Below are 20,713 nucleotides of genomic sequence, written 5' to 3'. Positions count from 1 at the left end.
TGGGGCTATGCCTTGGCAGGCACCGGCAACTGGGCGTCGCTGTTCCAGCGGTCCACCGGACGGCTGAACAGGTTTTCGGTCTGGAAATGCGCCATGCGCCATTGCCCCTGCTCCCGGGCGAAACGCACCGTCAGGCGCGCGCTGTTGAGGTGCGAGGCGCCGCTGGCGAAGGTCGAGGTCTGCAACATCACCCAACTCGCGTCTGCGGCATCGCCCTGGACCTGGATCAGCTCCGAGGTCAAAAAGTGCACGTTGAGGGCAAAGTGCGCGGGCTCGACCATGTAGGTGGCGAACATGGCGCTGATCGCCTCGCGCCCCCGGTAGCCGCCGAAACTGTCGCGGTACTTGGCGCCCTTGCCTTCCCACACCGCGTCGAGGGTAAACAGCCCCGCCAACTCGGCGAGCGGCGAACCGACACCCAGTTCGTCGCACAGCAGCATGTAGCGGTTCATGCAGGCCCGGATCGCGTGCTCGCTTTGCAGCTGGTCAAGCTGCTGCTCCAGGGCCTCGATGCGCTCTTGTGATGACATGGGGTCGGCCTCGGCTCAGCGCTGGATGATCAGTTCGCGGCCGGTACGGGCCTCGACCTTGCAGTACTTCCAGAGTTTGTACGGGCCATCGCCCACCGACGTGGTACGGAACAGGTTGCAGGCGGCGTGCACGGTCTCGATGTCCGGCACGTCGGCCAGCAGGTAGGTGGTCCAGGGCCAGCCGGCGGACGGCCCGACCATGCTCTGGTCGTCGTCCATGTTGCCGAGCACGGTGACCCCCGGCAGGTCGGCGATGCCGTGCCACATTTCGCCGAAAGCGGCCCAGACCTCCAGGGCCTCGGGGCGCGGCGCGTCGAAGAAGTTCTGGTTGATGCCAATGCAGAACAGCACTCGCAGGGCTTTTTTATCGGTCATGAAATTCACCAGTCAAAGGTTGGAAAAAAATTACAGGTAACCCGGCAGCGGCTTGTTGCCGAAGAAAATGGCGCCGGCGTTCTGGTAGGTCATGTCGCCCATGAAGGCGTGCTGGGTGATGACCTGGGTGTCGTTGACGAAGCGCGACAGCGGGCTGCTGCGATACACCCCGCTCATGCCCGAGAGCATCTGCGCGGTGCGCGCCACTTCGGCGGCGACGCGGGTGGCGTGGGTCGACGACAGGCGCAGCATGTTGGTCTGCTCAAGGGTCACCGGGTCGCCGGCCAGGACACTGCTCCAGGCGTCATCGATGGCCTGGTAGAACCAGGAACGCGCGGCGCGCAACGAAGCTTCGGCCTTGGCCATCTCGACCTGGGCCAGGGGCCGGTCGGACAACGACGGCGCACCGGTCACCGAGATGCGCCCGGAGGCCATGCCGCTCAGTTCATCCAGGGCCGCGCGGGCCACACCGAGACCGACCACCGACAACACCTGGGTGGCGAACGACAGCGACGGGTAGCGGAAAAACGGCTCATCCAGGTTCGCCGGCCCGCCGCGGACGAAGGTCCACTCTTCGGGCACCACCACGTTCTCCACCACCACGTCGTGGCTGCCGGTACCGACCAGGCCGACCACGTTCCAGGTTTCCTCGATCCGCACCTTTTCCCGTGGCATCACGGCCAGGCGCGGCAAGCCGAGCATCTCGCCGTTTTTCGGGGCGATGCCAACGCCGATCAATGAGGCGCCCATGCAACCGCTGGAGAATTTCCAACGGCCGTTGACCTCCAGGCCACCCTCGACAAAGGTCGCCGGCTGCGGTGGGAAGATACCGCCGGCGAACACCACGTCCGGGGAGTCGGCGTAGATTTTCTTGATCGTGTCCAGGGGCAGCGCCGCCAGGTACACCGGGCTCATGCCGAAGCTGGCGACCCAGCCGGCCGAACCGTCGGCGATCGAAATGTCTTCAACCATCTGGCAGAACTCGGCAGGGGAACGCTCGTCGCCGCCAAAGCGCTTGGGCACCAGGGCGCGGTACACGCCGAGGGTGCGGAAACGCTCGATCACGTCGGCTGAAATGAACTTCTGGCGATCGAATTCTTCGTCCCGGGCCCGGGCCCGGATCTCCACCAGCAATTGCTGGAATTCTTCACCCGCGGTGATCGGCGCGCCGCGCTGATGGTCCAGCTCGCTAAGCACAGTCATGGGTTTCTCCAATGTAAGCATGACGATTAGTCTTCCAGACGCCGGACCAGCTCGCGGGCCACTGCACAAAGCAGCTCGTCCGCGCCGTGGGCGGCAATGAGTTGAAGGCCTACCGGCAGTCCTGAAGCGCCTTCCAGGGGAAGACTCAGGGCCGGGTGACCGGAAAGGTTGAACGGCCGCACCAGGGCGGTCATGCCCAGCACCGCACGGGTGTCGGCCGCATCGGCCAGGGCCAGCGGGTAGTCGGGCATGGTCGGCATGGCCAGGATCGGGAAGCGCGCCAGCGCCGCATCGACCTCGGCGCTAAAGGCCTGGCGCACGCGTTCGGCCTCGGCCAGGGCGGCGGCGCTGGTCTGGCTGGCGGCCTGCAGGCGGCCGGCGATATCGGCGCCAACCCGCCCACCGGGTAACAGATGGCCACAGGCGGCCCAGGTCTCGGCATTGATCACCACCATGCCGGCGTCATAGGCCGCCGCCATGCCGGGCAATGGTTGCTCGCCGAGGTGCAAGCCGCAGCGCTCCAGGGCCTGGTTGACGGCCGCCTGGATCTCGGCGGCAGCCACCACCGGCACCACGCCGATGCTGATGTGGTCGACGGTTGGCAGTGGGCCAAAGCTGGGGTCGATGACCTGCATGGCCTCGATCAGGCGCTCGATGCTGGCGGCCAGCGGGCCGACGCAGTCCAGGGTGCTACGGGCCGGCATCACGCCTTCACGGCTGACCCGGCCAAAGCTTGGCTTGAGCCCGAACACCCCACAGCAGGCGGCCGGGATGCGCACCGAACCACCGGTGTCGGTGCCCAGGGCGAAATCACACAGGCCGGCTGCCACCGCAGCGGCCGAACCGCTGGATGAGCCGCCGGGAATACGCCCCGGGTAACGCGGGTTCGGCGGCGTGCCGACCCAGGCGTTGATCCCGGTGGTACCAAAGGCCAGCTCATGCAGGCTGGTCTTGCCGCTGATCCGGCAACCGGCCGCGAGCAAGGCCTGCACCACCTGCGCATGCTCGGTGGCAGCCGGCGCATCGGCCAGTGCATAACTCGAAGCGCGGGTCGCATAGCCGGCGATATCAATGGTGTCTTTGACCATTACCGAGCTGCCGCTCCCACCTAACGCTAATTCTTCGACGACGATCGACATGCCTTTCACCTGCTTCCTAGATCACTGGCCAACTCTCGCCAGAACGGATGTACCCGACCGCAACCGGGGGGCAATCGCTTAAATCTAAAATCATAATATTTACGTGAAATGTCAATTGAATTTTCCCAAATAAAAGAGTGTGTATTTTCGGTGCATTTTTTACCCGATCGCACCAGTGGCGTGCACTTTGGTAACAGACCTTAAAAAACCCTAAAAACCCCTAAATCAGTCTTTTTATCGTTATTTATCAACAATATATGAACATGATGAAAATTATTCTCAACAAACAAAAGGCGCAGACACAGCTCGAAACACGCAAAAAAATACGTTCCGATTCAATAAAAAACAGGGCTCAAAACAGGCCATTTTCAAGCCTTAAAAAACACCATTTTTTGCACTTTTCAGAGGCCGTCTCCAACCCTGAAAATGCCCTTCCTTGATCCAGATCAACGCCTTGCTCCACACGGTGTGCATGGGCTTTTTGCGGGCCCGCCAGACACCTCGATCCAGCCCCCGCCACCGCGCCCTCAACCGACCCTCGATTGCCCCATCGTCAGCAAGGCGCGGTAACACCCAAGGCGCCGTGCTTCAGATTTTTCTGGCATGCAATCTGCTTTTGCCGTCCTCGCCTCCTGGCCGATGAGTCATCGGTCGGTCAGCACAGGCGGCGTCAGGTGAGCCACCACGACGCCCATGCCACTCGATAAAAACAGGCCACCCCCGTCGCCCTCGGGCGTCGGGAGGGCTAGCCACTCGCCCCTTGCATCGCCTTGCAACGCTTCGGAGAAAGTCATGTTCTTCAGAAAAGCCGTGTCCACGTTGTTGTTGAGTGTCGCCTGCGCCAGTGCCGCGCAGGCTGAAGTGAGAGTCGGGGTGATCACCTCCTCCACCGGCCCCATCGCCCTGGTCGGCTTGCCGCAGAAGAACACCGTCGCCCTGCTGCCGACTCAGGCCGGCGAGCAGACGGTGAAGTACATTTCCCTGGATGACGCCAGCGACCCGACCGCCACCGTCAAGGCGCTGAAGAAGCTGATCGACGAAGAAAAAGTCGACGCAATCATTGGCCCAAGCGGCTCGCCCAACGCCATGGGGGTGATCCAGTTCGTCGCCGAAGCCGGCGTGCCATTGCTGGCGCCAGTCGGCACTGCCGCAGTGGTGCTGCCCATGACCGAGCAGAAGAAATGGGTGTTCAAGACCACCCAGAACGACGACCTGATCGCCAAGGCGCTGTTTGAGTACATGAGCAAAAAGGGCGTGAAAACCCTGGGCTTCATCGGCACCGCCGACCCCTACGGCGAGAACTGGGCCAAGGTCATGGGCGGCCTAGCGGCCGAGCACGGGATCAAGGTGGTGGCCAATGAGCGCTTCCAGCGCCAGGACACCTCCGTCACCGGGCAGAGCCTGAAAGTACTGGCCGCACGCCCCGACGCGGTGCTGGTGGCGGCCCCCGGCAGTTCGGCGGTGATGCCTCAGACCACTCTGTTCGACCAGGGCTATCGCGGCCAGGTGTACCAGACCCACGGCGCCGCCCTGCCGGACTTCCTCAAGCTGGGCGGGAAGAAGGTCGAGGGCACCATCCTCGCGGCGAGCCTGATGCTGGTGCTCGACGAAATCCCTGATTCCCACCCGTCGAAAAAGATCGCCAGCGACTACACCGCCGCCTACCAGAAACTCACCGGCAGTGCGCCCGCGACCTTTGGCGGCAACACCTTCGACGCCGGCCTGCTGTTGCAGAAGGCGATCCCGATCGCGGCGCAGAAGGCCGCACCCGGCACCCCGGAATTTCGCGCGGCACTGCGTGATGCCCTGGAGCAGAGCCACGAACTGGCCGGCACCCAGGGGGTTTACAACATAACCCCGCAGGACCACAGCGGCTTCGATGAGCGCGGTCGCGAGCTGATCGTGGTCAAGAACGGCAACTGGACCCTGTTGCGCGACAACTGATCGAACCCGGGGCACGTCATGCCTGACTTGCCCGACCCGCCTCGCGGCCGACCCCGCCGAGGCCGGTCCAGCGTGATATTCAACCGGTAGAAAAAAGAGCTCTCATTATGAATTTCCAGATAGCCATGCTGCTGGGCCAGGACGGCATGACCAATGGCGCAATCTATGCGCTGCTGGCCTTGTCGATCCTCCTGGTGTTCACCGTGACCCGGATCCTGCTGATCCCCCAGGGTGAATTCGTGACCTATGGCGCCTTGACCATGGCCAGCTTGCAGGCCGGGCAACCGACCGCACTGATCTGGCTGCTGCTCGGGCTGACGCTGATCGACTGCCTGCTCGACCTGTGGGCCGCCGCGCGTTCGAGCCGGGCCTTTGCCTTTCCGAAACGGATCCTGCTCAAGCTCGGCTATGCCCTGCTGATCGCCGGACTGATCCGCACCCTGCCCCTGGCCGAATTGCCGATGGCGATCCAGGCCCTGCTGACCCTGGCGCTGGTGGTACCGCTGGGCCCGCAGGTCTACCGCCTGGTGTTCCAGCCGATCGCGTCGGCCAGTTCCCTGGTGCTGCTGATCGTGTCGATTGCGGTGCACGTGAGCATGGTGGGTATCGCTCTGCTGCTGTTCGGCCCTGAAGGCGCGCGCACCGCGCCGTTCTCCGAGGCCGGCCTGGAGCTGGGCCCGGTGACGTTCAACAGCCAGACCCTGTGGGTGCTGGCGGTGTCCCTGGGGCTGATCGTCGGGCTCTACCTGTTCTTCGAACGCACCCTGTACGGCAAGGCCCTGCGCGCCACCGCGGTGAACCGCATGGGCGCGCGACTGATGGGCATTTCGCCGACCCTGGCGGGCAAGTCGACCTTTCTCCTGGCGGCGCTGATCGGCACCTTGTCGGGGATCCTGATCGCGCCCATCACCACCCTGTATTTCGACTCGGGCTTCATCATCAGCCTCAAGGGTTTCGTCGGCGCCATCATCGGCGGCCTGGTCAGCTACCCGGCAGCCGCCCTCGGCGCCCTGGCGGTAGGCCTGATCGAAGCGTTCTCGATGTTCTGGGCCAGTACCTACAAGGAAATCATCGTGTTCACCCTGATCATTCCGTTCCTGCTCTGGCGTTCGCTCACCAGCCGTCATGTGGAGGAAGAAGAATGAACCCGCGCTACCTGTTGCTGGCCCTGGTGCTGATCCTCGGCATTGCGCCGCTGGCCTTGCCGCCCTACTACGTGACCCTGCTCAATTACATCGGCCTTTACACCCTGGTGGTGCTGGGGCTGGTGCTGCTGACCGGCGTCGGCGGCATGACCAGCTTCGGTCAGGCGGCCTTTGTCGGTCTGGGCGCCTACACCTCGGCCTACCTCACCACCACCGAGCAACTGCCGGTGTGGCTGGCCTGGGCCGGCAGCTCGCCGTGGCTGAGCCTGCTGGTGGGGGTAGTGCTGACTGCCGGCGTGGCGCTGCTGCTGGGGGCGCTGACCCTCAAGCTGTCGGGGCATTACCTGCCGCTGGGCACCATCGCCTGGGGCCTGTCCCTGTATTACCTGTTCGGCACCATGGAGTCCCTGGGCGGCCACACCGGGGTCAGCGGCCTGCCGTCGATCTCGCTGTTCGGCCTGCAACTGGACAAGGGAGAAAAGATTTTCTACCTGATCTGGGTGATTCTGCTGGTGGCCATCGTCATCACCCAGAACCTCCTCAACTCCCGGGAAGGCCGGGCGATCCGCGCCCTCAAGGGCGGCCAGTTGATGGCCGAGTCCATGGGGGTCAACACCTTCCGCTCGAAGATGGTGATCTTTGTCATCTCCGCTGTGTTCGCGGCGATCTCCGGCTGGCTGTACGCCCACACCCAACGCTTCGTCAACCCGACCCCGTTCGGCCTCAACATGGGCATCGACTACCTGTTCATGGCGCTGATCGGCGGGGTCTCCAGCGTCTGGGGGGCACTGCTCGGCGCCGGCATCCTGACCATGCTCAAGCAGTGGCTGCAGGACTTGCTGCCGCACTTGCTGGGTAACACCGGCAACTACGAGACCATCGTCTTCGGCGTGCTGATCGTGCTGTTGATGCAACGCGCCCCGGGCGGCCTGTGGCCCATGCTGGTGAGCTGGCTGCCGGCGCGCCTGAAGATGCGCCGGGCAGCACCTGCGGTCGACCTCAACGCCGCCGCCCTGCCGCGCCGCGAGTTGCCGGCCCATGGCCAGAAGATCCTCGAAGCGCTGCATGTGACCAAGCGCTTTGGTGGCCTGGTGGCCAACAACGACATGAGCCTGGCGGTGCACAGCGGTGAAATCCTGGCCCTGATCGGCCCCAATGGCGCCGGCAAGAGCACCCTGTTCAACCAACTGTCCGGGGTCGATACCCCGACCTCCGGCGATGTGCTGTTCATGGGGCGCAAGGTCAACGGCCTGAGCTCGCGGCAAGTGGCACGCATGGGCCTGAGCCGGACCTTCCAGCACGTCAAGCTGCTGCCGGACATGAGCGTGCTGGAGAACGTCGCCATCGGCGCCCACCTGCGCGGCCGGCAAGGGGTGATGGCGGCAGCGCTGCACCTTGAGCGGCGTGAAGAAGCCGAGCTGCTCAACGAAGCACGGCGCCAGCTGGAACGGGTCGGCCTCGGCAACTGCCTGCATGAACCGGCCGGCAGCCTGGCCCTGGGCCAACAGCGGATCCTCGAAATCGCCCGCGCCCTGTGCGCCGACCCATGCCTGCTGCTGCTCGACGAGCCGGCGGCCGGCCTGCGCCTGAAAGAAAAAGAAGCCCTCGGGGTGCTGCTCAGCCGCTTGCGCAGCGAAGGCATGGCGATCCTGCTGGTGGAGCACGACATGGACTTCGTCATGGGCCTGGTGGACCGGGTGGTGGTCATGGAGTTTGGCCAGCGCATCGCCCAGGGCCTGCCCGAAGACGTACAGAAAGACCCGGCCGTACTCGAAGCCTATCTGGGAGGCGTGGAATGAGCAGCGCAATGATCAATACGCCGATGTCGGTGCCCTCTGAGCCCCACGGTGCAGCCCTCGCGCAGCCGCGTAACCTGGTCAGCGATGCGGTGCTGGAGATCCGCGACCTGAGCGTGGCCTACGGCAAGGTCGAAGCCCTGAGCAACGCCAGCCTGAGTGTGGGCAAGGGCCAGATCGTCACCGTGATCGGGCCCAACGGCGCCGGCAAGACCACCCTGCTCTCGGCGATCATGGGGGTCCTCGGTTCCCGGGGCCAGGTGCACTTCGACGGCAGCCTTGAAGGCCTGCCGGAGGTCGAGGTCATGGTCGCGCGCGGGCTGGGCCTGGTGCCGGAAAAACGCGAGCTGTTCACCAGCATGAGCGTGGCCGACAACCTGCTGCTGGGCGCCTTCCAGCGTCATCGCCGGGGCGATCGCGATTACGCCGCCACCCTCAAGGAGGTCTATGACCTATTCCCCCGGCTGTGGGAGCGCCGCGAGCAACTGGCGGCGACTCTTTCAGGTGGCGAACGGCAGATGCTCGCCGTGGGCCGGGCGCTGATGGCCAAGCCCAAGCTGCTGATGCTCGACGAACCGAGCCTGGGCCTGGCGCCGCTGATCACCCGCGAGATCTTCCGCATCATCAGCGCCCTGCGCGAACAGGGGGTGTCGATCCTGCTGGTGGAACAGAACGCCCGCGCCGCGCTGCGGGTCGCCGACTACGCCTATGTGCTGGAGACCGGGCAGATCGCCATGCAGGGCCCGGCCCGGCAACTGGCCGACGACCCTCGGGTGATCGAGGCCTACCTGGGGCTGGCCAGCAAACACCAGGAAATGCTCGCCACCTGAGCCACCCTGGCGCCGCCCCCTTGCAGCGCCCGCCCTGGCCAGTCATCGGCCAGGGCGGCCTGCCCTTGAAACTGGAGTCGCAATGAACACGTCCCCCATGCGCATCTGCATCGCCGGTGCCGGCGCCATCGGCTGTACCCTGGCCGCACGCCTCGCTGCCAGCGGCCAGGCGGTGAACGTGCTGGCCCGTGGCACCACCCTGGCCAGCATCCAGCGCGACGGCATCCAGCTGTCGGACCTGGACGGCGAGCACCGGGTCCGGGTCAATGCCAGCGACGATCCCCGGGCCTTCGGCGAGCAGGACCTGGTGCTGCTCTGCACCAAGGCTCCGGCGCTGGCCCAATTGCTGCCGCAGATCCAGCCGCTGATCGGCGCCGACACCGTGGTGGTGCCGGTGATCAACGGCGTGCCCTGGTGGTATTTCCACGGCCAGGAGGGGCGCTTCAGCGGGCAGCGGGTGAAGGCCGTCGACCCGCAGGGCCTGTTGACCGACGCCCTGGACCTGCGCCATGTGCTGGGCTGCGTGGTGTTTATCACCGCCCACTGCCCGACGCCTGGGGTGGCCCTGGCGAACAACCCGCACCTGATGATTTTCGGCGAGCCCGACAACCGCCTCAGCCCGCGTCTGGAGCGGGTACGGGCGCTGATGGAAAGCGCCGGCATCGAGGCCCGGGCCACCGACCGCATCCGCGACAACCTGTGGACCAAAATCATCGCCAACATCACCTCCAACCCGTTGTCGGTGATCACCGGCGCCACCCTCGAACAGCTCTACAGCCTGCCGGAACTGCGAGCACTGGTCAGCGCCTCGCTCCACGAAACCCTGCTTACCGCCGCCGCCCATGGCGCCCGGGTCAGCATCGACCCGCAGACCTTTCTCGAACTCGGGGCGGGCATGGGCCCGGTGCGCACCTCGATGCTGCAGGACTACGACAAGGGCCGCCCGCTGGAGCTGGCGGCGATTGGCGACGCGGTACTGGAACTGGCCGAGCACATGGCCATCGCCATGCCGATCACCCGCAACCTGATTGCCCTGGCGCGTTTTCGCGGCGACCAGGCGCGCCACTGAACCTCACCCGCACAAGGACTTCGACATGTCGCAACTGCCTTCCCCCACCGCCTCGCAGCCCACGCAAAATTGCAGCGCCGAAGAATGGGCCCTGCGGGTTCAACTGGCCCACTGTTATCACCTGGTGGACTTCTTCGGCTGGACCGAAACCATCTTCAACCACATCTCCGCGCGCCTGCCCGGGCCGGCGCACCATTACCTGGTCAACCCGTTCGGCCTCAACTACAGCGAGGTGACCCCGGCCAACCTGCTCAAGGTCGACCTCGACGGCAAGAAGCTCGAAGACTCGCCCTACGACGGCAACCCCGCAGGCTTCGCCCTGCACAGCGCGGTGCACGGCGCACGGGACGACATCCAGTGCCTGATCCACACCCACACCACGCCGATCTCGGCGGTGGTGATGAAAAAAGCCGGCTTCGGCCACAACGATTTCTACGGCGCGCAACTGTACGGCCGCGTGGCCTATCACACCTTCGAAGGCATCACCCTGTTCGACGACGAGAAGAGCCGGATGATCGACAGCCTCGGCGACAAGCACATCCTGGTGCTGCGCAACCACGGCATCGCGGTGGGCGAAAGCAGCATCGCCAAGGCGTTTTTCCTGTTGTGGACGGTGCAGCGCGCGGCGGAAATCCAATGCCAGGCCGGCGCCCTGGGCGGCGAAGACAACCCGTTGAGCGCCGAGATCGGCGAGAAGTGCGCCGACCTCACGGCCATGCTGATCCGCGACAGCGGCTTTGCGGTCAAATTCTTCGACGCCATGGTGCGCAAAATGCACGCCGAGCGTGGCCCGCGCCGCTGACCAGGAGCCTTGTATGGCCAACCCTTTATTGCCAGCAGTCAGCGGCACGTCCCTGGCCGAGCCGGAGATGCCGATCTCGCGCCTCGACCCCCAGGGCACGCTGCTGTGGTGCAACGACGCCTACCTCGAGCTATGCGGCTACAGCCGCGAAGAGCTGCTGGGCCAGCCGCACCAGATGATCAACCACCCGCAGATGCCGCCCCGGGTGATCGAGCGTATGTGGCCCACCTTGCGCAGCGGCACGCCCTGGACCGCGCCGCTGATGGGCCGGCACAAACAGGGCGGAACCTTCTGGTGCAGCCTGTATGTGGTGCCGCTGTACGACGCCGGGCAGTTGACCGCACTGGGCACCACCTACCACCCGCTGCCCGGCGAACTGCTGGCGCCGACGCAACGCCTCTACCGCCGCCTGGGCGCCGGGCAGCACCCACAGGGCCTGGGCGCGCGCCTGGTGCAACACGCCCGCAGCCTGGGCCTGAGCTGGCTGCTGGCGCTGGCGGTGGGCGGCGCCGTGCTCTGTGGCTGGCTTGCCCCCGGTGCCGGGCTGCTGCTCCTCGGCGGGCTGCTGGCCGCCAGCTGGCAATGGCGCGCCCGGCAACGGGCCGATAGCCGCCAGGTGTTCAGCCGCCACCCACAGGTCTACAGCGACGGCCTGCTGGCCGCCCTGCACGGCGACCACCCAGGCCACGCCAGCCGCTTCGGCATGGCCCTGGACACGCAGAAAACCCGCATGCGCACGGTGATGGCGCGCATTCGCATCAACGGCCAGACCCTGCGCCAAAGCGCCGAGGAATCGTCGCTGCTGGTCCAGGCCCAGGCCGGGCAGTTGCAGCGCCAACTGCAAGAAGCCGAACAATCGGCGGCGGCGATCCACCAGATGAGCGCGACCATCCAGGACCTGTCGCGCAACCTGCATCAGGCAGCCCAGGCCACCCAGGCGGTGGACCGCCTGGCCCACGACGGCGAGCGCATCGCCGAACAGAGCCAAAGCTCGATGACCGGCCTGGGCACCTCGGTGGAAGACATCGGCCAGGCCGTCAGCCAACTGGCGGAGTCCATCGAGTCCATCAGCGGCATCGCCCAGGTGATCCGCAGCATCGCCGAACAGACCAATCTGCTGGCCCTGAACGCCGCCATCGAGGCCGCTCGCGCCGGGGAAACCGGGCGCGGCTTCGCAGTGGTCGCCGATGAGGTGCGCAGCCTGGCCACCCGCACCCGCGAGTCCACCGAACAGATCCAGCACTCTATCGAGCGCTTGCGCAGCGGCAGCGCCCACGCCCTGGCTACCGCCCAGCGCGGCCAGTCGGCGACGCGCCAGTCACGCAACGATGTGGAGCAACTGCAACAGGCGCTGCACCGGATCGGTGGCGAGGTCGGGCAGATCACCGGCATGAGCTTGCAGATGGCCACAGCCATCGAACAGCAGGGCCAGGTCGCGGAGCAGATCAACCAGCAGATCACCCAGATTGTCAGCCTGGCGCAAACCAGCAGCGAGCAATCCCGACGCAGCACCCAGATCGGCCAGGAACTGCACCGCCTGGCCAATTCCCAACTGGAGTTGGCGGAGCGTTTTATCGACGGTTGAGGCGTTGCCGACAGCGCAGGCTCAAGCCTGGCGACGCAGGGTCGCGGACGGCAGGCAACCGTACTGGCGGCGGTACTGGGTGGCGAAATGGCCGAAGCTGCTGACCCCGTGGTTGAGCAGGATATCGGTGACGCTGCCCGCCGGCCCGGCCTGTTGCAGGGCGGCGTGCACCAGGGCCAGGCGCCGGGTGCGCAGGTAGTCACTGGGGGTTTGCTGGAGGAACCGGGCGAAGCCGTTCTGCAAGGTGCGCACCGAGACTTCGCAATGCCGCGCCAGCTGCGCCAGGGCGATCGGTTCCCCCAGGTGCTGTTCGATGTAGTCCCGGGCCTTGATCACATGGCGCGGCATCGGTTGGCGCTGCTCTTGCAGCAGGTCCGCCGAGTAATTGTGGGGCAACTGGGTCAGCAGCACCGACAGCAGGTAGTCCGACAGGCCGCCGCCCATGGCCGAGGCCAGCAGGCTCTGGCTGGCCTCGCCATGCAGGCGGCAGATGTAGTCCAGGGTGGCGCGCACCACGGCCAGGCCTGGGTGCCCGGGATCGACCTGGATCTCGAACACCAGGGGCTGGCGCAAGCGGCGGTTGAGCAACTGCTGCAACTGGCGCTCCAGGGCTTCGCGCTCGATGCGCAGGATCAGGTTGCGGCAGTCCTTGTCGATGCGGATAAAACTGCGCTGGGACGGCGAGGAGATGGTCAGCCCACCCTTGTGCAGCACCGCACTCTGCTTGCCCAGGGAGACCATGCCGCCCCCTTCGAGGGTGACCCGGATCAGGTAGAAACTGGTGATGTCGCCGGCGTCGATATCCACCGGCGCGCCGTAATGCAGATCGAACAACGCCGAGCTGCCGAAGAACACCCCGTACAGCCGCGAGTGCAAGGCCCCGCCCTGCTGCATGCGCATGTGGTGCGGCCACAGGTAGTGGCTGACCTTGTCCCTGACCTCGCCAAACCCGGCGGAATTCAGCAGGCAGTGACGGTCGAGCAAGGACAGGTCATCGAGCATGGAAAAAACCTCGGCAAGCCGCCGGCCAGAGCCAGCGAACAGGTGAAAAATTACTGGAAACGGAAAGCAATTTTCACGCCACGCCACGGCTTTTTGCATCTGCGGAACAGGCCCTGCGCCTGGCGCATAGAGCCGCGCCCGGCAAGGGCCTAAAAAGGTTCCGGGCCCGCTGCAAATCCCTCGCAGCCCCGCCCATTTGCCCAATAACAACACTCCCGTGCACCCGGCACAGGCAAACGGGTAACGCCGACGTCACCGATTCACCCATTGGCAAGACCTGCTGCCGCCGACCGCTCAGCCACCCACAAGGGGCCAACGTACATGACCAGCACCGCCACCACCCGGGTCACCGCAAAAAGCTACGCCTACGAATGGTACGTCGTTGCCATTTGCATGCTGGCCTACATGTTTTCCTTTATCGATCGCCAGATCCTGGCGCTGATGATCGAGCCGATCAAACAGGATATGCAGCTCTCGGACACCCAGTTCAGCCTGCTTCACGGCCTGGCGTTCTCGCTGTTCTATGCCTTTATGGGGATGCCCATCGCGCTGCTCGCCGACCGTTTTTCCAGGCCGCGGATCATCGCCATCGGCATCGCGTTCTGGAGTATGGCCACCGCCCTGTGCGGGCTGTGCACAACCTTTGCGCAGATGTTCCTGGCGCGGATCGGGGTCGGCATCGGCGAAGCCGCGCTGTCCCCCGCCACCTACTCCATGCTCAGCGACATGTTCCCCCGGGAAAAACTCGGGCGGGCGGTGGCGATCTATTCCATCGGCTCGTTTATCGGCGGTGGCATGGCCTTCCTGATCGGTGGCTATGTCATCGACCTGCTGAAAAACCTCGACAGCCTGATGGTGCCGCTGCTGGGAGAAATGCGCCCCTGGCAGCTGACGTTCGTCCTGGTCGGCCTGCCGGGCCTGCTGGTGGCGCTGCTGATTGCCCTGACCGTGCGCGACCCGGCGCGCCAGGGCCTGAAACTCGATGCCGACGGCCAGGTACGGGCGCCGAGCATGGGCCAGGCGCTGCGCTTTCTGACGCTTCATCGCAAGACCTTCAGTTGCCATTACCTGGGGTTTTCCTTCTATGCCATGACCCTGTTCTGCATGCTCAGTTGGTCGCCGGCTTTTTACATGCGCAGCTTCGGCCTGGCCCCGAGCCACGTCGGTTACCTGCTGGGGGGCATCGTGTTGCTGGCCAACACCAGCGGGGTGTTCTGCGGCGGTTGGCTGGTGGACTGGCTGGCCCGCAAGGGCTACAGCGACGCACCGATGCGCGCCGGGGTGATCGGCGCCCTGGGCATGGCGCTGCCAGCGGTGCTGTTTACCCAGGTCGGTGATTTGGGCTGGTCGCTGGGGCTGCTGGCGGTGGCGATGTTCTTCGCCTCGTTCCCGATGCCGGCCTCTACGGCGGCGATGCAGATCCTGCCGCCGAACCAGATGCGGGCGCAGATCTCGGCCCTGTTTTTACTGATATCGAACCTGATCGGCCTGGGCCTGGGCACCAGCCTGGTGGCCCTGGCCACCGACCGTCTGTTCCACGATCCGTTGCAGGTGGGCGCCTCGATCTCCCTGCTCAATGCCGGCGCCGTGGTCCTGACCCTGGTGCTGCTGGGCAAGGGTTGCGGTCACTTTCGCGCCAGCCTCAAGCACGAAGGGCTGGCCTGAGGCCGCGGCCCAAGGGCCTGCCCGCGCGGCTGGGTCGCGGGTGGGCTCGCTGGTTTTTTGCCAGGCCCGGCGCGACAATGGCCGCCGCGCTACGCCATGCCCGGGCCTGCTGCGGTCGACAGCCCGCGTGCAACCCTCTATAAAGCCAGCTCATCAGAAAAGACTACGCGACCCTTTATGACCACCCCGAAAAAACGCCTGAGCCGCTACAACCCCGCCAGTGAAGATTTCAAGAAAGAAGAGTTTCCCTTCTATTGGCTGGCGCGCCTGCACGGTCGTTATTCCATGGCCATGGAAAAGGCGCTGAAGAAAATCGACATGGACATTCCGCGCTGGCGGATCCTGTTTATCCTCAAGGAAAACGGTGAGTCGAGCATTTCCGAAATCTCGATCCACGCCATCGCCAAGCTCTCGACCATCACCAAGATCGTCTACCGCATGAAGGCCGACGGCCTGGTGGAAACCAACACCAGCGCCAGCGACGGGCGGGTAACCCAGGTGTCACTGACCGACCTGGGCCGCCACACCATCGAAGAGATCCAGCACGGCACCAGCGATATCTTCCGCACCAGCTTCAAGGGCCTGACCGAAGCGCAGATCACCAAGCTCAACGGGACCCTGGAAAAGATCTTCAACAACCTGCCGGAAGACTGATTCCGAACCGGCTTAGAACGCCAGTTTGTAGCCGATGGAAAACAGCATCACCGCCAGGCACGGGCGCAGGATTTCATCCGAGACGCGCCCGGTCATATGGCTGCCGACCCAGATCCCGGGCAGCGACCCCATCAGCAGGAACCCCAGCAGGTGCCAGTCCATGTTGCCCATGCTGGCGTGGCCCAGGCCGGCGACCAGGGTCAGGGGCACGGCATGGGCAATCTCGGTGCCCACCAGGCGTTTGGTGGCCAGGAACGGGTAGAGAATAAACAGCGCCACGGTGCCCAGCGCGCCGGCACCGATCGACGTCAGGGCGACCATGGTCCCCAGCACCAGGCCGGTGACCACGGTCAGGGCATTGAGCTTCGAATCGCTGAGCTGGTAGTGATCACCGGCATGCCGTTGGGCGAAGGCCAGCAACTTCTTCTTGAACAGAATCGCCAGGGCCGTCAGCAGCAAGACCACACCCAGCGCCTGCTTGATCACCGAGTTCAGGGCCTGGGGATCGCCGTCCAGGTTGTTCAGGAACCACAGGGTCGCGAGCACCGCCGGCACACTGCCCAGGGTCAGCCAGCCGGTGATCTTCCAATCGATGTTTCTGTTCTTCTGGTGTACCAGCACCCCACCGGACTTGGTGATGGCTGCATACAGCAGGTCGGTGCCCACGGCAGTCGCCGGGTTGATACCGAACCACAGGAGGATGGGGGTCATCAACGAACCGCCCCCGACGCCGGTCATGCCGACAATAAATCCGACTACCAAGCCCGCAATCACAAACCCAAAATTACCGACATCCATTAACACATGTCCTACACATCACGCGGCTATATAAAATTCTGGCGGCAGCATAGCGATTTTTCTTATAACCACTTATATCGATATGATCTGACTTTATAACCAGTCAACCATAAGCCGTGGTGAGGGAGCTTGCTCCCGCTCGGCTGCGCAGCAGCCGCAAACCCCGAGCCCGCCGTGGGCCCGGAGCAATCACGGGACAGTCATCGACGCCACTCGCGCGCTGAAGCGCCACCTTGGCCCAGCCGGAGCAAGATCCCTCACCCTCATTAACCAGAGCAGCGCACATTGATACTTCGCTGGGCAACGAAGTGTCAGCCCTTGCTGGCCCGCAGACTGTGGCTTCCACACCGTCCAAGGCAAAGCGCAATGAATCGAGCAGTATTCTTCGGCAATAAAGTGCTGCTCACGGCCTTTGTCCTGGCCATGCTCGGCTGGGGCATCGGCTTTTATGGGCCGCCGATTTTCATGTACGCGGTGATCCAGCGCAGCGGCTGGTCCCTGAGCCTGTGCTCGGCGGCCGTCACCGTGCATTTTCTGGCCGGAACCCTGGTGGTCGCCAACCTGCCCCGGCTGTACCGGCGCTTCGGCCTGCCGCGCGTCACCTGCCTCGGCACCCTGCTCCTGGCCCTGGGCCTGCTCGGTTGGGCCCTGGCCCGCGAGCCCTATCAGCTGTTTATCGGTGCCCTGCTCAGCGGCCTGGGCTGGGTGACCCTGGGCGCGGCGGCGATCAACGCGATCATTGCTCCCTGGTTTGTGCGCAAGCGCCCCGCCGCCCTGGCCATGGCCTACAACGGCGCGAGCCTGGGCGGGGTCATTTTTTCATCGGCCTGGGTCTACCTGATCAACCGCCTGGGCTTTGCCATGGCCGCGCTGCTGGTGGGCACCCTGACCCTGGTGACAGTGGCGAGCGTCGCGCGCCGGGTGTTGAACAAAAGTCCCGCGCTGCTCGGCCAGCATCCCGACGGACTGGAACCGCAGCCCACGCCTGCAGCGCCGACCACCCCTTCCACCGACGCCCCGGTTTCCCTGTGGCGCAACCGCCAATTTCTGACCCTGGGCGCCGCCATGGCCTTGGGCCTGGTGGCGCAGATCGGCCTGATCGCCCACCTGTTTCGGGTCCTGGTGCCGCGTTTTGGCGAACAGCAGGCCGGCCTGGCCATGGGCCTCGCAACCCTGAGCGCCATCGCCGGCCGCACCCTGGTGGGTTGGCTGATGCCCCCCGGCGCCAACCGCCGGCATATCGCCTGCCTCAGCTACGGCGTGCAACTGACCGGCTGCATCGCCCTGGTCCTGGCTGGCGCCCATGACAGCCTGATCTGGCTCGGGGTGCTGCTGTTCGGCGCCGGCATCGGCAACGCCACCTCGCTACCGCCGCTGATCGCCCAGGCCGAATTCAGCAGCCAGCACAGCCAGCGGGTGGTGGCCCTGATCGTGGCCTTCGCCCAGGGCTGCTACGCCTTCGCTCCGGCACTGTTTGGCGCCTTGCTGGCCATGCCGCAAAGCGCCGGGTCGAGCAGTGGGTTGTTTATCGGCGCGGGGCTGATTCAGGTACTGGCGATGGGGGTCATGGCCTGGAGCGGACGCTCCAGCAGCAGGCAAGGCGAGCGGACGGCGACCCATGCCTGAGTCGCACTCCTCGTAGGCCACCTGCCTTTTGGACCATTGAAATCCCATTCGTATAGATACATCAGCGACCAGCCTCCTCGATAACACGGGGAAACCTGGGCTCATAACACAGCAACAACGACAGCCAGTGGCCCGTGCCGTGAATAAGAACGACCGGCAGTAGCAGCACATTGATCAGGACAAATACCCACAGGCCACTGTGTTGCAAAAAGCGGGTATCAAGCCCCCAAGCGGCCTTGAACGAGTTCCAGGGCCAGGGGAATTTACTGATCAGTTTTTTCGGGGGCGGGGCCGCCGCAGGACCGTCTTCCATATAACGGCGGATATATTCCCAGAAGGCCAGCAGTTCGCTGGCATTGCGGGTGGGCTTGCCGACGAAGGCCATCTCGATATCGTCAATTGGATTGCCCTGCAGATCTACGCCGTCGCCTTTGTCCCACGCCAGGATTACAAATCCGCCCGTACCTTCCAATTCGGTCATATTCTTATCGATGATGGGCTGAGTCTTGTCCCATTCCAGAATTCGAATGCCCCCCAGATGCTTGGGACGCAGCAGGTATACCTTACGAGTGATGCGATTAAAACGAATAATCAGACGGCGCGCGGTAAAGGCCTCCAAGCGAAAATAATGGAATACATACCTATAGAATAGATAAAGAGCCAGCACCCCAGTGAGCGGGGCTAGAATCAGCCCAAAGATATAAAACTCCCAACCCAAACTAACGTTCATCGGATCCAGAAGATCGCTAATCGCTAGCCATATTGAAGCAAGCGCACCCCATAACAGCATGCTTCCCAACACACCCAAAAAGATAGTAATAACACCTCTTTTCTCGTCACTGGGAGTTCTTAAATCAATATATGTATTGCCATAACAATACAGAGAGCAGTTATCGCAAATAGATTTTGAAACTGACTCATCTATACCCTCCGGGCCGTTGAGTTCGGCTTGGCCAGGTTTGCGCTGTTGGTTCTTGACGGCCTCCATGCTCTCCTCATGGGACATCTGTCTTTTAGAACATTGAAACCCCCATTCGAATAGATACATCAGCGCCCAGCCTCTTCGATAACACGGGGAAACCTGGGTTCATAACACAGCAACAACGACAGCCAGTGGCCAGTGCCGTGAATAAGAACGACCGGCAATAACAGCACATTGATCAGGACAAATACCCACAGGCCGCTGTGTTGCAAAAAGCGGGTATCCAGCCCCCAAGCGGCCTTGAACGAGTTCCAGGGCCAGGGAAACTTGCTGATCAGTTTTTTCGGGGGCGGGGCCGCCGCAGGACCGTCTTCCATATAACGGCGGATATATTCCCAGAAGGCCAGCAGTTCGCTGGCATTGCGGGTGGGCTTGCCGACGAAGGCCGCCTCCATATCGTCGGTGGGGTTACCCTGCTGGTCCGCGCCATTGCTCTTGTCCCAGGCCACAATGACAAACCCGCCAGTACCATCCAGCTCCGTCATGTTTTTATCAATAACGACTTCGGCCTTATCCCAGTCCATTATCCGAATACCCCCCAGATACTTGGGGCGTAGCAAATACACTTTACGGGTGATGCGATTAAAGCGGACGATAATACGACGTGCAGTAAACGACTCTAGGCGTAGGTATCGGAAGGCATATTTTAAATAGATGAAAAGCATCCCCCAAAAAAACAAAGGAAATCCTATCAGGAAAAAATACTCGGACCAATTTATTGGATCTTCAACACTATAAAAGCCCGCGAAAATCCTTGTAATAGATATATAGGCAGTAGCAACCAGCGGATAAAAAACAAGCCATCCAATCCCCCCAAGAAAGATCGTTATTAATCCGCGCTTTTCATCGTTAGGCGTACGCAAATCAATATAAGTATCGTTGTAGGCATATAAGGAGTCGTTGTCATAAACAGATTTTGAAACTGACTCTTGAATGCCGTCAGGGGCATTGAGTTCAGTCAGTCCGGGCTGGCCTTGTCGCTTCTTAGCGGCTTCGATGCTCTCCTCATAGGTCATCAATTTTTTCGACCATTGAAATCCCCATTCGTATAGATACATCAGAGTGTGCTCCCTATCGCGCGCTGCAAGATTTCAAGTTCCTTTTGTTCGGTATCGGCGATGCCGTTGCTGCGGTTTTTGCGAAAGGCGCTGTGGGACAAATAACGCTCAAGTGCATTGGGAAGAAAGAAAATTTCGATAACAACCAGAGCAATAAACAGGACATTAAGCCCGAAGAAAATGCGCAGCATCGGCAGCATTCGTAGTGCCAACATCGAAGAGGCTCCTGATAAACGCGAAAGAAAGGCGCCCAAAAAATGTTTGGCGCCATGCTTTTTGATCAAATATTCTAGATACGGGCCAGCAGAGGCCAGACCAATTGCAATTGAAAGAGACGCTGCCCCTGTTTGCGCACTTGCTCGCAAGAAATAAAATGCAGCAAATGTGTGCTCCCGTAATTTAAAGCTCTCGAGTCCATCTTGAATGTCATACCCCGCCCCCACTCCCGCCGCCCCACCCGCCAATACCTGTCTCTTCTACACACCTGACGCTCCCCCCTGTCTCCCCTCT

General features: G+C 63.2%; 19 protein-coding genes. 10 read left to right on the top strand and 9 right to left on the bottom strand.

Features of this window, described 5'->3' with window-relative positions:
• Positions 1-5: 5 nt before the first annotated feature.
• The 4 genes from MF4836_RS33525 to MF4836_RS33510 are packed head-to-tail and all read right to left on the bottom strand — an operon-like array spanning position 6 to position 3,247.
• Complete coding sequence (locus tag MF4836_RS33525) at positions 6-530, bottom strand: nuclear transport factor 2 family protein (RefSeq protein ID WP_078473988.1); 525 nt, start codon at positions 528-530, stop codon at positions 6-8.
• Between the two features lie 15 nt (positions 531-545).
• Entirely contained in the window at positions 546-905 is a 360-nt protein-coding gene (locus tag MF4836_RS33520) for an IacB protein (protein ID WP_078473987.1), read from the bottom strand.
• A gap of 30 nt (positions 906-935) precedes the next feature.
• A complete protein-coding gene (locus MF4836_RS33515) occupies positions 936-2,108 on the bottom strand; it encodes an acyl-CoA dehydrogenase family protein (protein ID WP_078473986.1) in 1,173 nt (390 codons plus the stop codon).
• Between the two features lie 26 nt (positions 2,109-2,134).
• Positions 2,135-3,247 carry an amidase gene (locus tag MF4836_RS33510; RefSeq protein WP_078473985.1) on the bottom strand — a complete coding sequence of 371 codons (1,113 nt, stop codon included), beginning with the start codon at positions 3,245-3,247 and terminating at the stop codon, positions 2,135-2,137.
• A 792-nt stretch (positions 3,248-4,039) separates the two neighbouring features.
• On the opposite strand from MF4836_RS33510, the gene MF4836_RS33505 reads away from it, so the two are divergent.
• From MF4836_RS33505 to MF4836_RS33475, 7 genes are all read left to right on the top strand, one after another.
• A complete protein-coding gene (locus MF4836_RS33505; protein WP_078473984.1) occupies positions 4,040-5,191 on the top strand; it encodes an ABC transporter substrate-binding protein in 1,152 nt (383 codons plus the stop codon).
• Between the two features lie 107 nt (positions 5,192-5,298).
• Positions 5,299-6,336 (top strand): branched-chain amino acid ABC transporter permease, encoded by a 1,038-nt coding sequence (locus MF4836_RS33500; RefSeq protein WP_078473983.1) that lies wholly within the window; start codon positions 5,299-5,301, stop codon positions 6,334-6,336.
• Positions 6,333-8,135: a branched-chain amino acid ABC transporter ATP-binding protein/permease gene (locus MF4836_RS33495; RefSeq protein WP_078473982.1), complete on the top strand. Its 1,803-nt coding sequence runs from the start codon at positions 6,333-6,335 to the stop codon at positions 8,133-8,135. The genes MF4836_RS33500 and MF4836_RS33495 overlap by 4 nt, the downstream gene beginning before the upstream one ends.
• Positions 8,136-8,158: 23 nt before the next feature.
• On the top strand, positions 8,159-8,962 hold the full coding sequence (locus MF4836_RS33490) for an ABC transporter ATP-binding protein (RefSeq protein ID WP_078474009.1): 804 nt from the start codon (positions 8,159-8,161) through the stop codon (positions 8,960-8,962).
• Between the two features lie 82 nt (positions 8,963-9,044).
• Positions 9,045-10,031: a ketopantoate reductase family protein gene (locus MF4836_RS33485; RefSeq protein ID WP_078473981.1), complete on the top strand. Its 987-nt coding sequence runs from the start codon at positions 9,045-9,047 to the stop codon at positions 10,029-10,031.
• Positions 10,032-10,056: 25 nt separating this feature from the next.
• On the top strand, positions 10,057-10,833 hold the full coding sequence (locus tag MF4836_RS33480; protein WP_078473980.1) for a class II aldolase/adducin family protein: 777 nt from the start codon (positions 10,057-10,059) through the stop codon (positions 10,831-10,833).
• A gap of 13 nt (positions 10,834-10,846) precedes the next feature.
• Positions 10,847-12,418: a methyl-accepting chemotaxis protein gene (locus tag MF4836_RS33475; RefSeq protein WP_078473979.1), complete on the top strand. Its 1,572-nt coding sequence runs from the start codon at positions 10,847-10,849 to the stop codon at positions 12,416-12,418.
• A 21-nt stretch (positions 12,419-12,439) separates the two neighbouring features.
• On the opposite strand, the gene MF4836_RS33470 is transcribed toward MF4836_RS33475, so the two are convergent.
• A complete protein-coding gene (locus MF4836_RS33470; RefSeq protein ID WP_078474008.1) occupies positions 12,440-13,420 on the bottom strand; it encodes an AraC family transcriptional regulator in 981 nt (326 codons plus the stop codon).
• A 321-nt stretch (positions 13,421-13,741) separates the two neighbouring features.
• Between MF4836_RS33470 and MF4836_RS33465 the strand changes: the two genes are divergently transcribed.
• Both MF4836_RS33465 and MF4836_RS33460 read left to right on the top strand, forming a co-directional pair.
• Positions 13,742-15,085 (top strand): spinster family MFS transporter, encoded by a 1,344-nt coding sequence (locus MF4836_RS33465; protein ID WP_078473978.1) that lies wholly within the window; start codon positions 13,742-13,744, stop codon positions 15,083-15,085.
• 177 nt (positions 15,086-15,262) lie between these two features.
• A complete protein-coding gene (locus tag MF4836_RS33460) occupies positions 15,263-15,739 on the top strand; it encodes a MarR family winged helix-turn-helix transcriptional regulator (RefSeq protein WP_078473977.1) in 477 nt (158 codons plus the stop codon).
• A gap of 12 nt (positions 15,740-15,751) precedes the next feature.
• Here MF4836_RS33460 and MF4836_RS33455 read toward each other — a convergent pair whose 3' ends face one another.
• The gene (locus MF4836_RS33455) at positions 15,752-16,537 is read right to left on the bottom strand and encodes a sulfite exporter TauE/SafE family protein (RefSeq protein WP_078473976.1); all 786 of its coding nucleotides are present in this window, start codon (positions 16,535-16,537) and stop codon (positions 15,752-15,754) included.
• Positions 16,538-16,903: 366 nt separating this feature from the next.
• Between MF4836_RS33455 and MF4836_RS33450 the strand changes: the two genes are divergently transcribed.
• Positions 16,904-18,163, top strand: a complete 1,260-nt coding sequence (locus tag MF4836_RS33450) for an MFS transporter (protein ID WP_078473975.1) — start codon at positions 16,904-16,906, stop codon at positions 18,161-18,163.
• A gap of 61 nt (positions 18,164-18,224) precedes the next feature.
• Here the strand turns inward: MF4836_RS33450 and MF4836_RS33445 are convergent, their stop codons facing one another.
• Genes MF4836_RS33445 through MF4836_RS35275 form a run of 3 tightly spaced genes read right to left on the bottom strand, consistent with a single transcriptional unit; the run spans position 18,225 to position 20,667 of the window.
• On the bottom strand, positions 18,225-19,151 hold the full coding sequence (locus tag MF4836_RS33445; protein WP_238596251.1) for a DUF6708 domain-containing protein: 927 nt from the start codon (positions 19,149-19,151) through the stop codon (positions 18,225-18,227).
• Between the two features lie 59 nt (positions 19,152-19,210).
• The gene (locus MF4836_RS33440) at positions 19,211-20,203 is read right to left on the bottom strand and encodes a DUF6708 domain-containing protein (RefSeq protein WP_078473973.1); all 993 of its coding nucleotides are present in this window, start codon (positions 20,201-20,203) and stop codon (positions 19,211-19,213) included.
• Complete coding sequence (locus tag MF4836_RS35275) at positions 20,203-20,667, bottom strand: hypothetical protein (protein WP_153050296.1); 465 nt, start codon at positions 20,665-20,667, stop codon at positions 20,203-20,205. Before MF4836_RS35275 ends, MF4836_RS33440 begins: the two co-directional genes overlap by 1 nt.
• Between the last annotated feature and the right edge of the window lie 46 nt (positions 20,668-20,713).

The organism is Pseudomonas sp. MF4836, assembly GCF_002018875.1.
Lineage (GTDB): Bacteria > Pseudomonadota > Gammaproteobacteria > Pseudomonadales > Pseudomonadaceae > Aquipseudomonas.
The sequence above is the reverse complement of the archived record's forward strand: the minus strand, read 5'-3'. Positions and strand labels throughout refer to the sequence as shown.

Bases quoted from the DNA above. Each gene is read 5' to 3' on its own strand.
- MF4836_RS33525 (WP_078473988.1), bottom strand. From the start codon at position 530: ATGTCATCACAAGAGCGCATCGAGGCCCTGGAGCAGCAGCTTGACCAG.
- MF4836_RS33520 (WP_078473987.1), bottom strand. From the start codon at position 905: ATGACCGATAAAAAAGCCCTGCGAGTGCTGTTCTGCATTGGCATCAAC.
- MF4836_RS33515 (WP_078473986.1), bottom strand. From the start codon at position 2,108: ATGACTGTGCTTAGCGAGCTGGACCATCAGCGCGGCGCGCCGATCACC.
- MF4836_RS33510 (WP_078473985.1), bottom strand. From the start codon at position 3,247: ATGTCGATCGTCGTCGAAGAATTAGCGTTAGGTGGGAGCGGCAGCTCG.
- MF4836_RS33505 (WP_078473984.1), top strand. From the start codon at position 4,040: ATGTTCTTCAGAAAAGCCGTGTCCACGTTGTTGTTGAGTGTCGCCTGC.
- MF4836_RS33500 (WP_078473983.1), top strand. From the start codon at position 5,299: ATGAATTTCCAGATAGCCATGCTGCTGGGCCAGGACGGCATGACCAAT.
- MF4836_RS33495 (WP_078473982.1), top strand. From the start codon at position 6,333: ATGAACCCGCGCTACCTGTTGCTGGCCCTGGTGCTGATCCTCGGCATT.
- MF4836_RS33490 (WP_078474009.1), top strand. From the start codon at position 8,159: ATGTCGGTGCCCTCTGAGCCCCACGGTGCAGCCCTCGCGCAGCCGCGT.
- MF4836_RS33485 (WP_078473981.1), top strand. From the start codon at position 9,045: ATGAACACGTCCCCCATGCGCATCTGCATCGCCGGTGCCGGCGCCATC.
- MF4836_RS33480 (WP_078473980.1), top strand. From the start codon at position 10,057: ATGTCGCAACTGCCTTCCCCCACCGCCTCGCAGCCCACGCAAAATTGC.
- MF4836_RS33475 (WP_078473979.1), top strand. From the start codon at position 10,847: ATGGCCAACCCTTTATTGCCAGCAGTCAGCGGCACGTCCCTGGCCGAG.
- MF4836_RS33470 (WP_078474008.1), bottom strand. From the start codon at position 13,420: ATGCTCGATGACCTGTCCTTGCTCGACCGTCACTGCCTGCTGAATTCC.
- MF4836_RS33465 (WP_078473978.1), top strand. From the start codon at position 13,742: ATGACCAGCACCGCCACCACCCGGGTCACCGCAAAAAGCTACGCCTAC.
- MF4836_RS33460 (WP_078473977.1), top strand. From the start codon at position 15,263: ATGACCACCCCGAAAAAACGCCTGAGCCGCTACAACCCCGCCAGTGAA.
- MF4836_RS33455 (WP_078473976.1), bottom strand. From the start codon at position 16,537: ATGGATGTCGGTAATTTTGGGTTTGTGATTGCGGGCTTGGTAGTCGGA.
- MF4836_RS33450 (WP_078473975.1), top strand. From the start codon at position 16,904: ATGAATCGAGCAGTATTCTTCGGCAATAAAGTGCTGCTCACGGCCTTT.
- MF4836_RS33445 (WP_238596251.1), bottom strand. From the start codon at position 19,151: ATGGAGGCCGTCAAGAACCAACAGCGCAAACCTGGCCAAGCCGAACTC.
- MF4836_RS33440 (WP_078473973.1), bottom strand. From the start codon at position 20,203: ATGTATCTATACGAATGGGGATTTCAATGGTCGAAAAAATTGATGACC.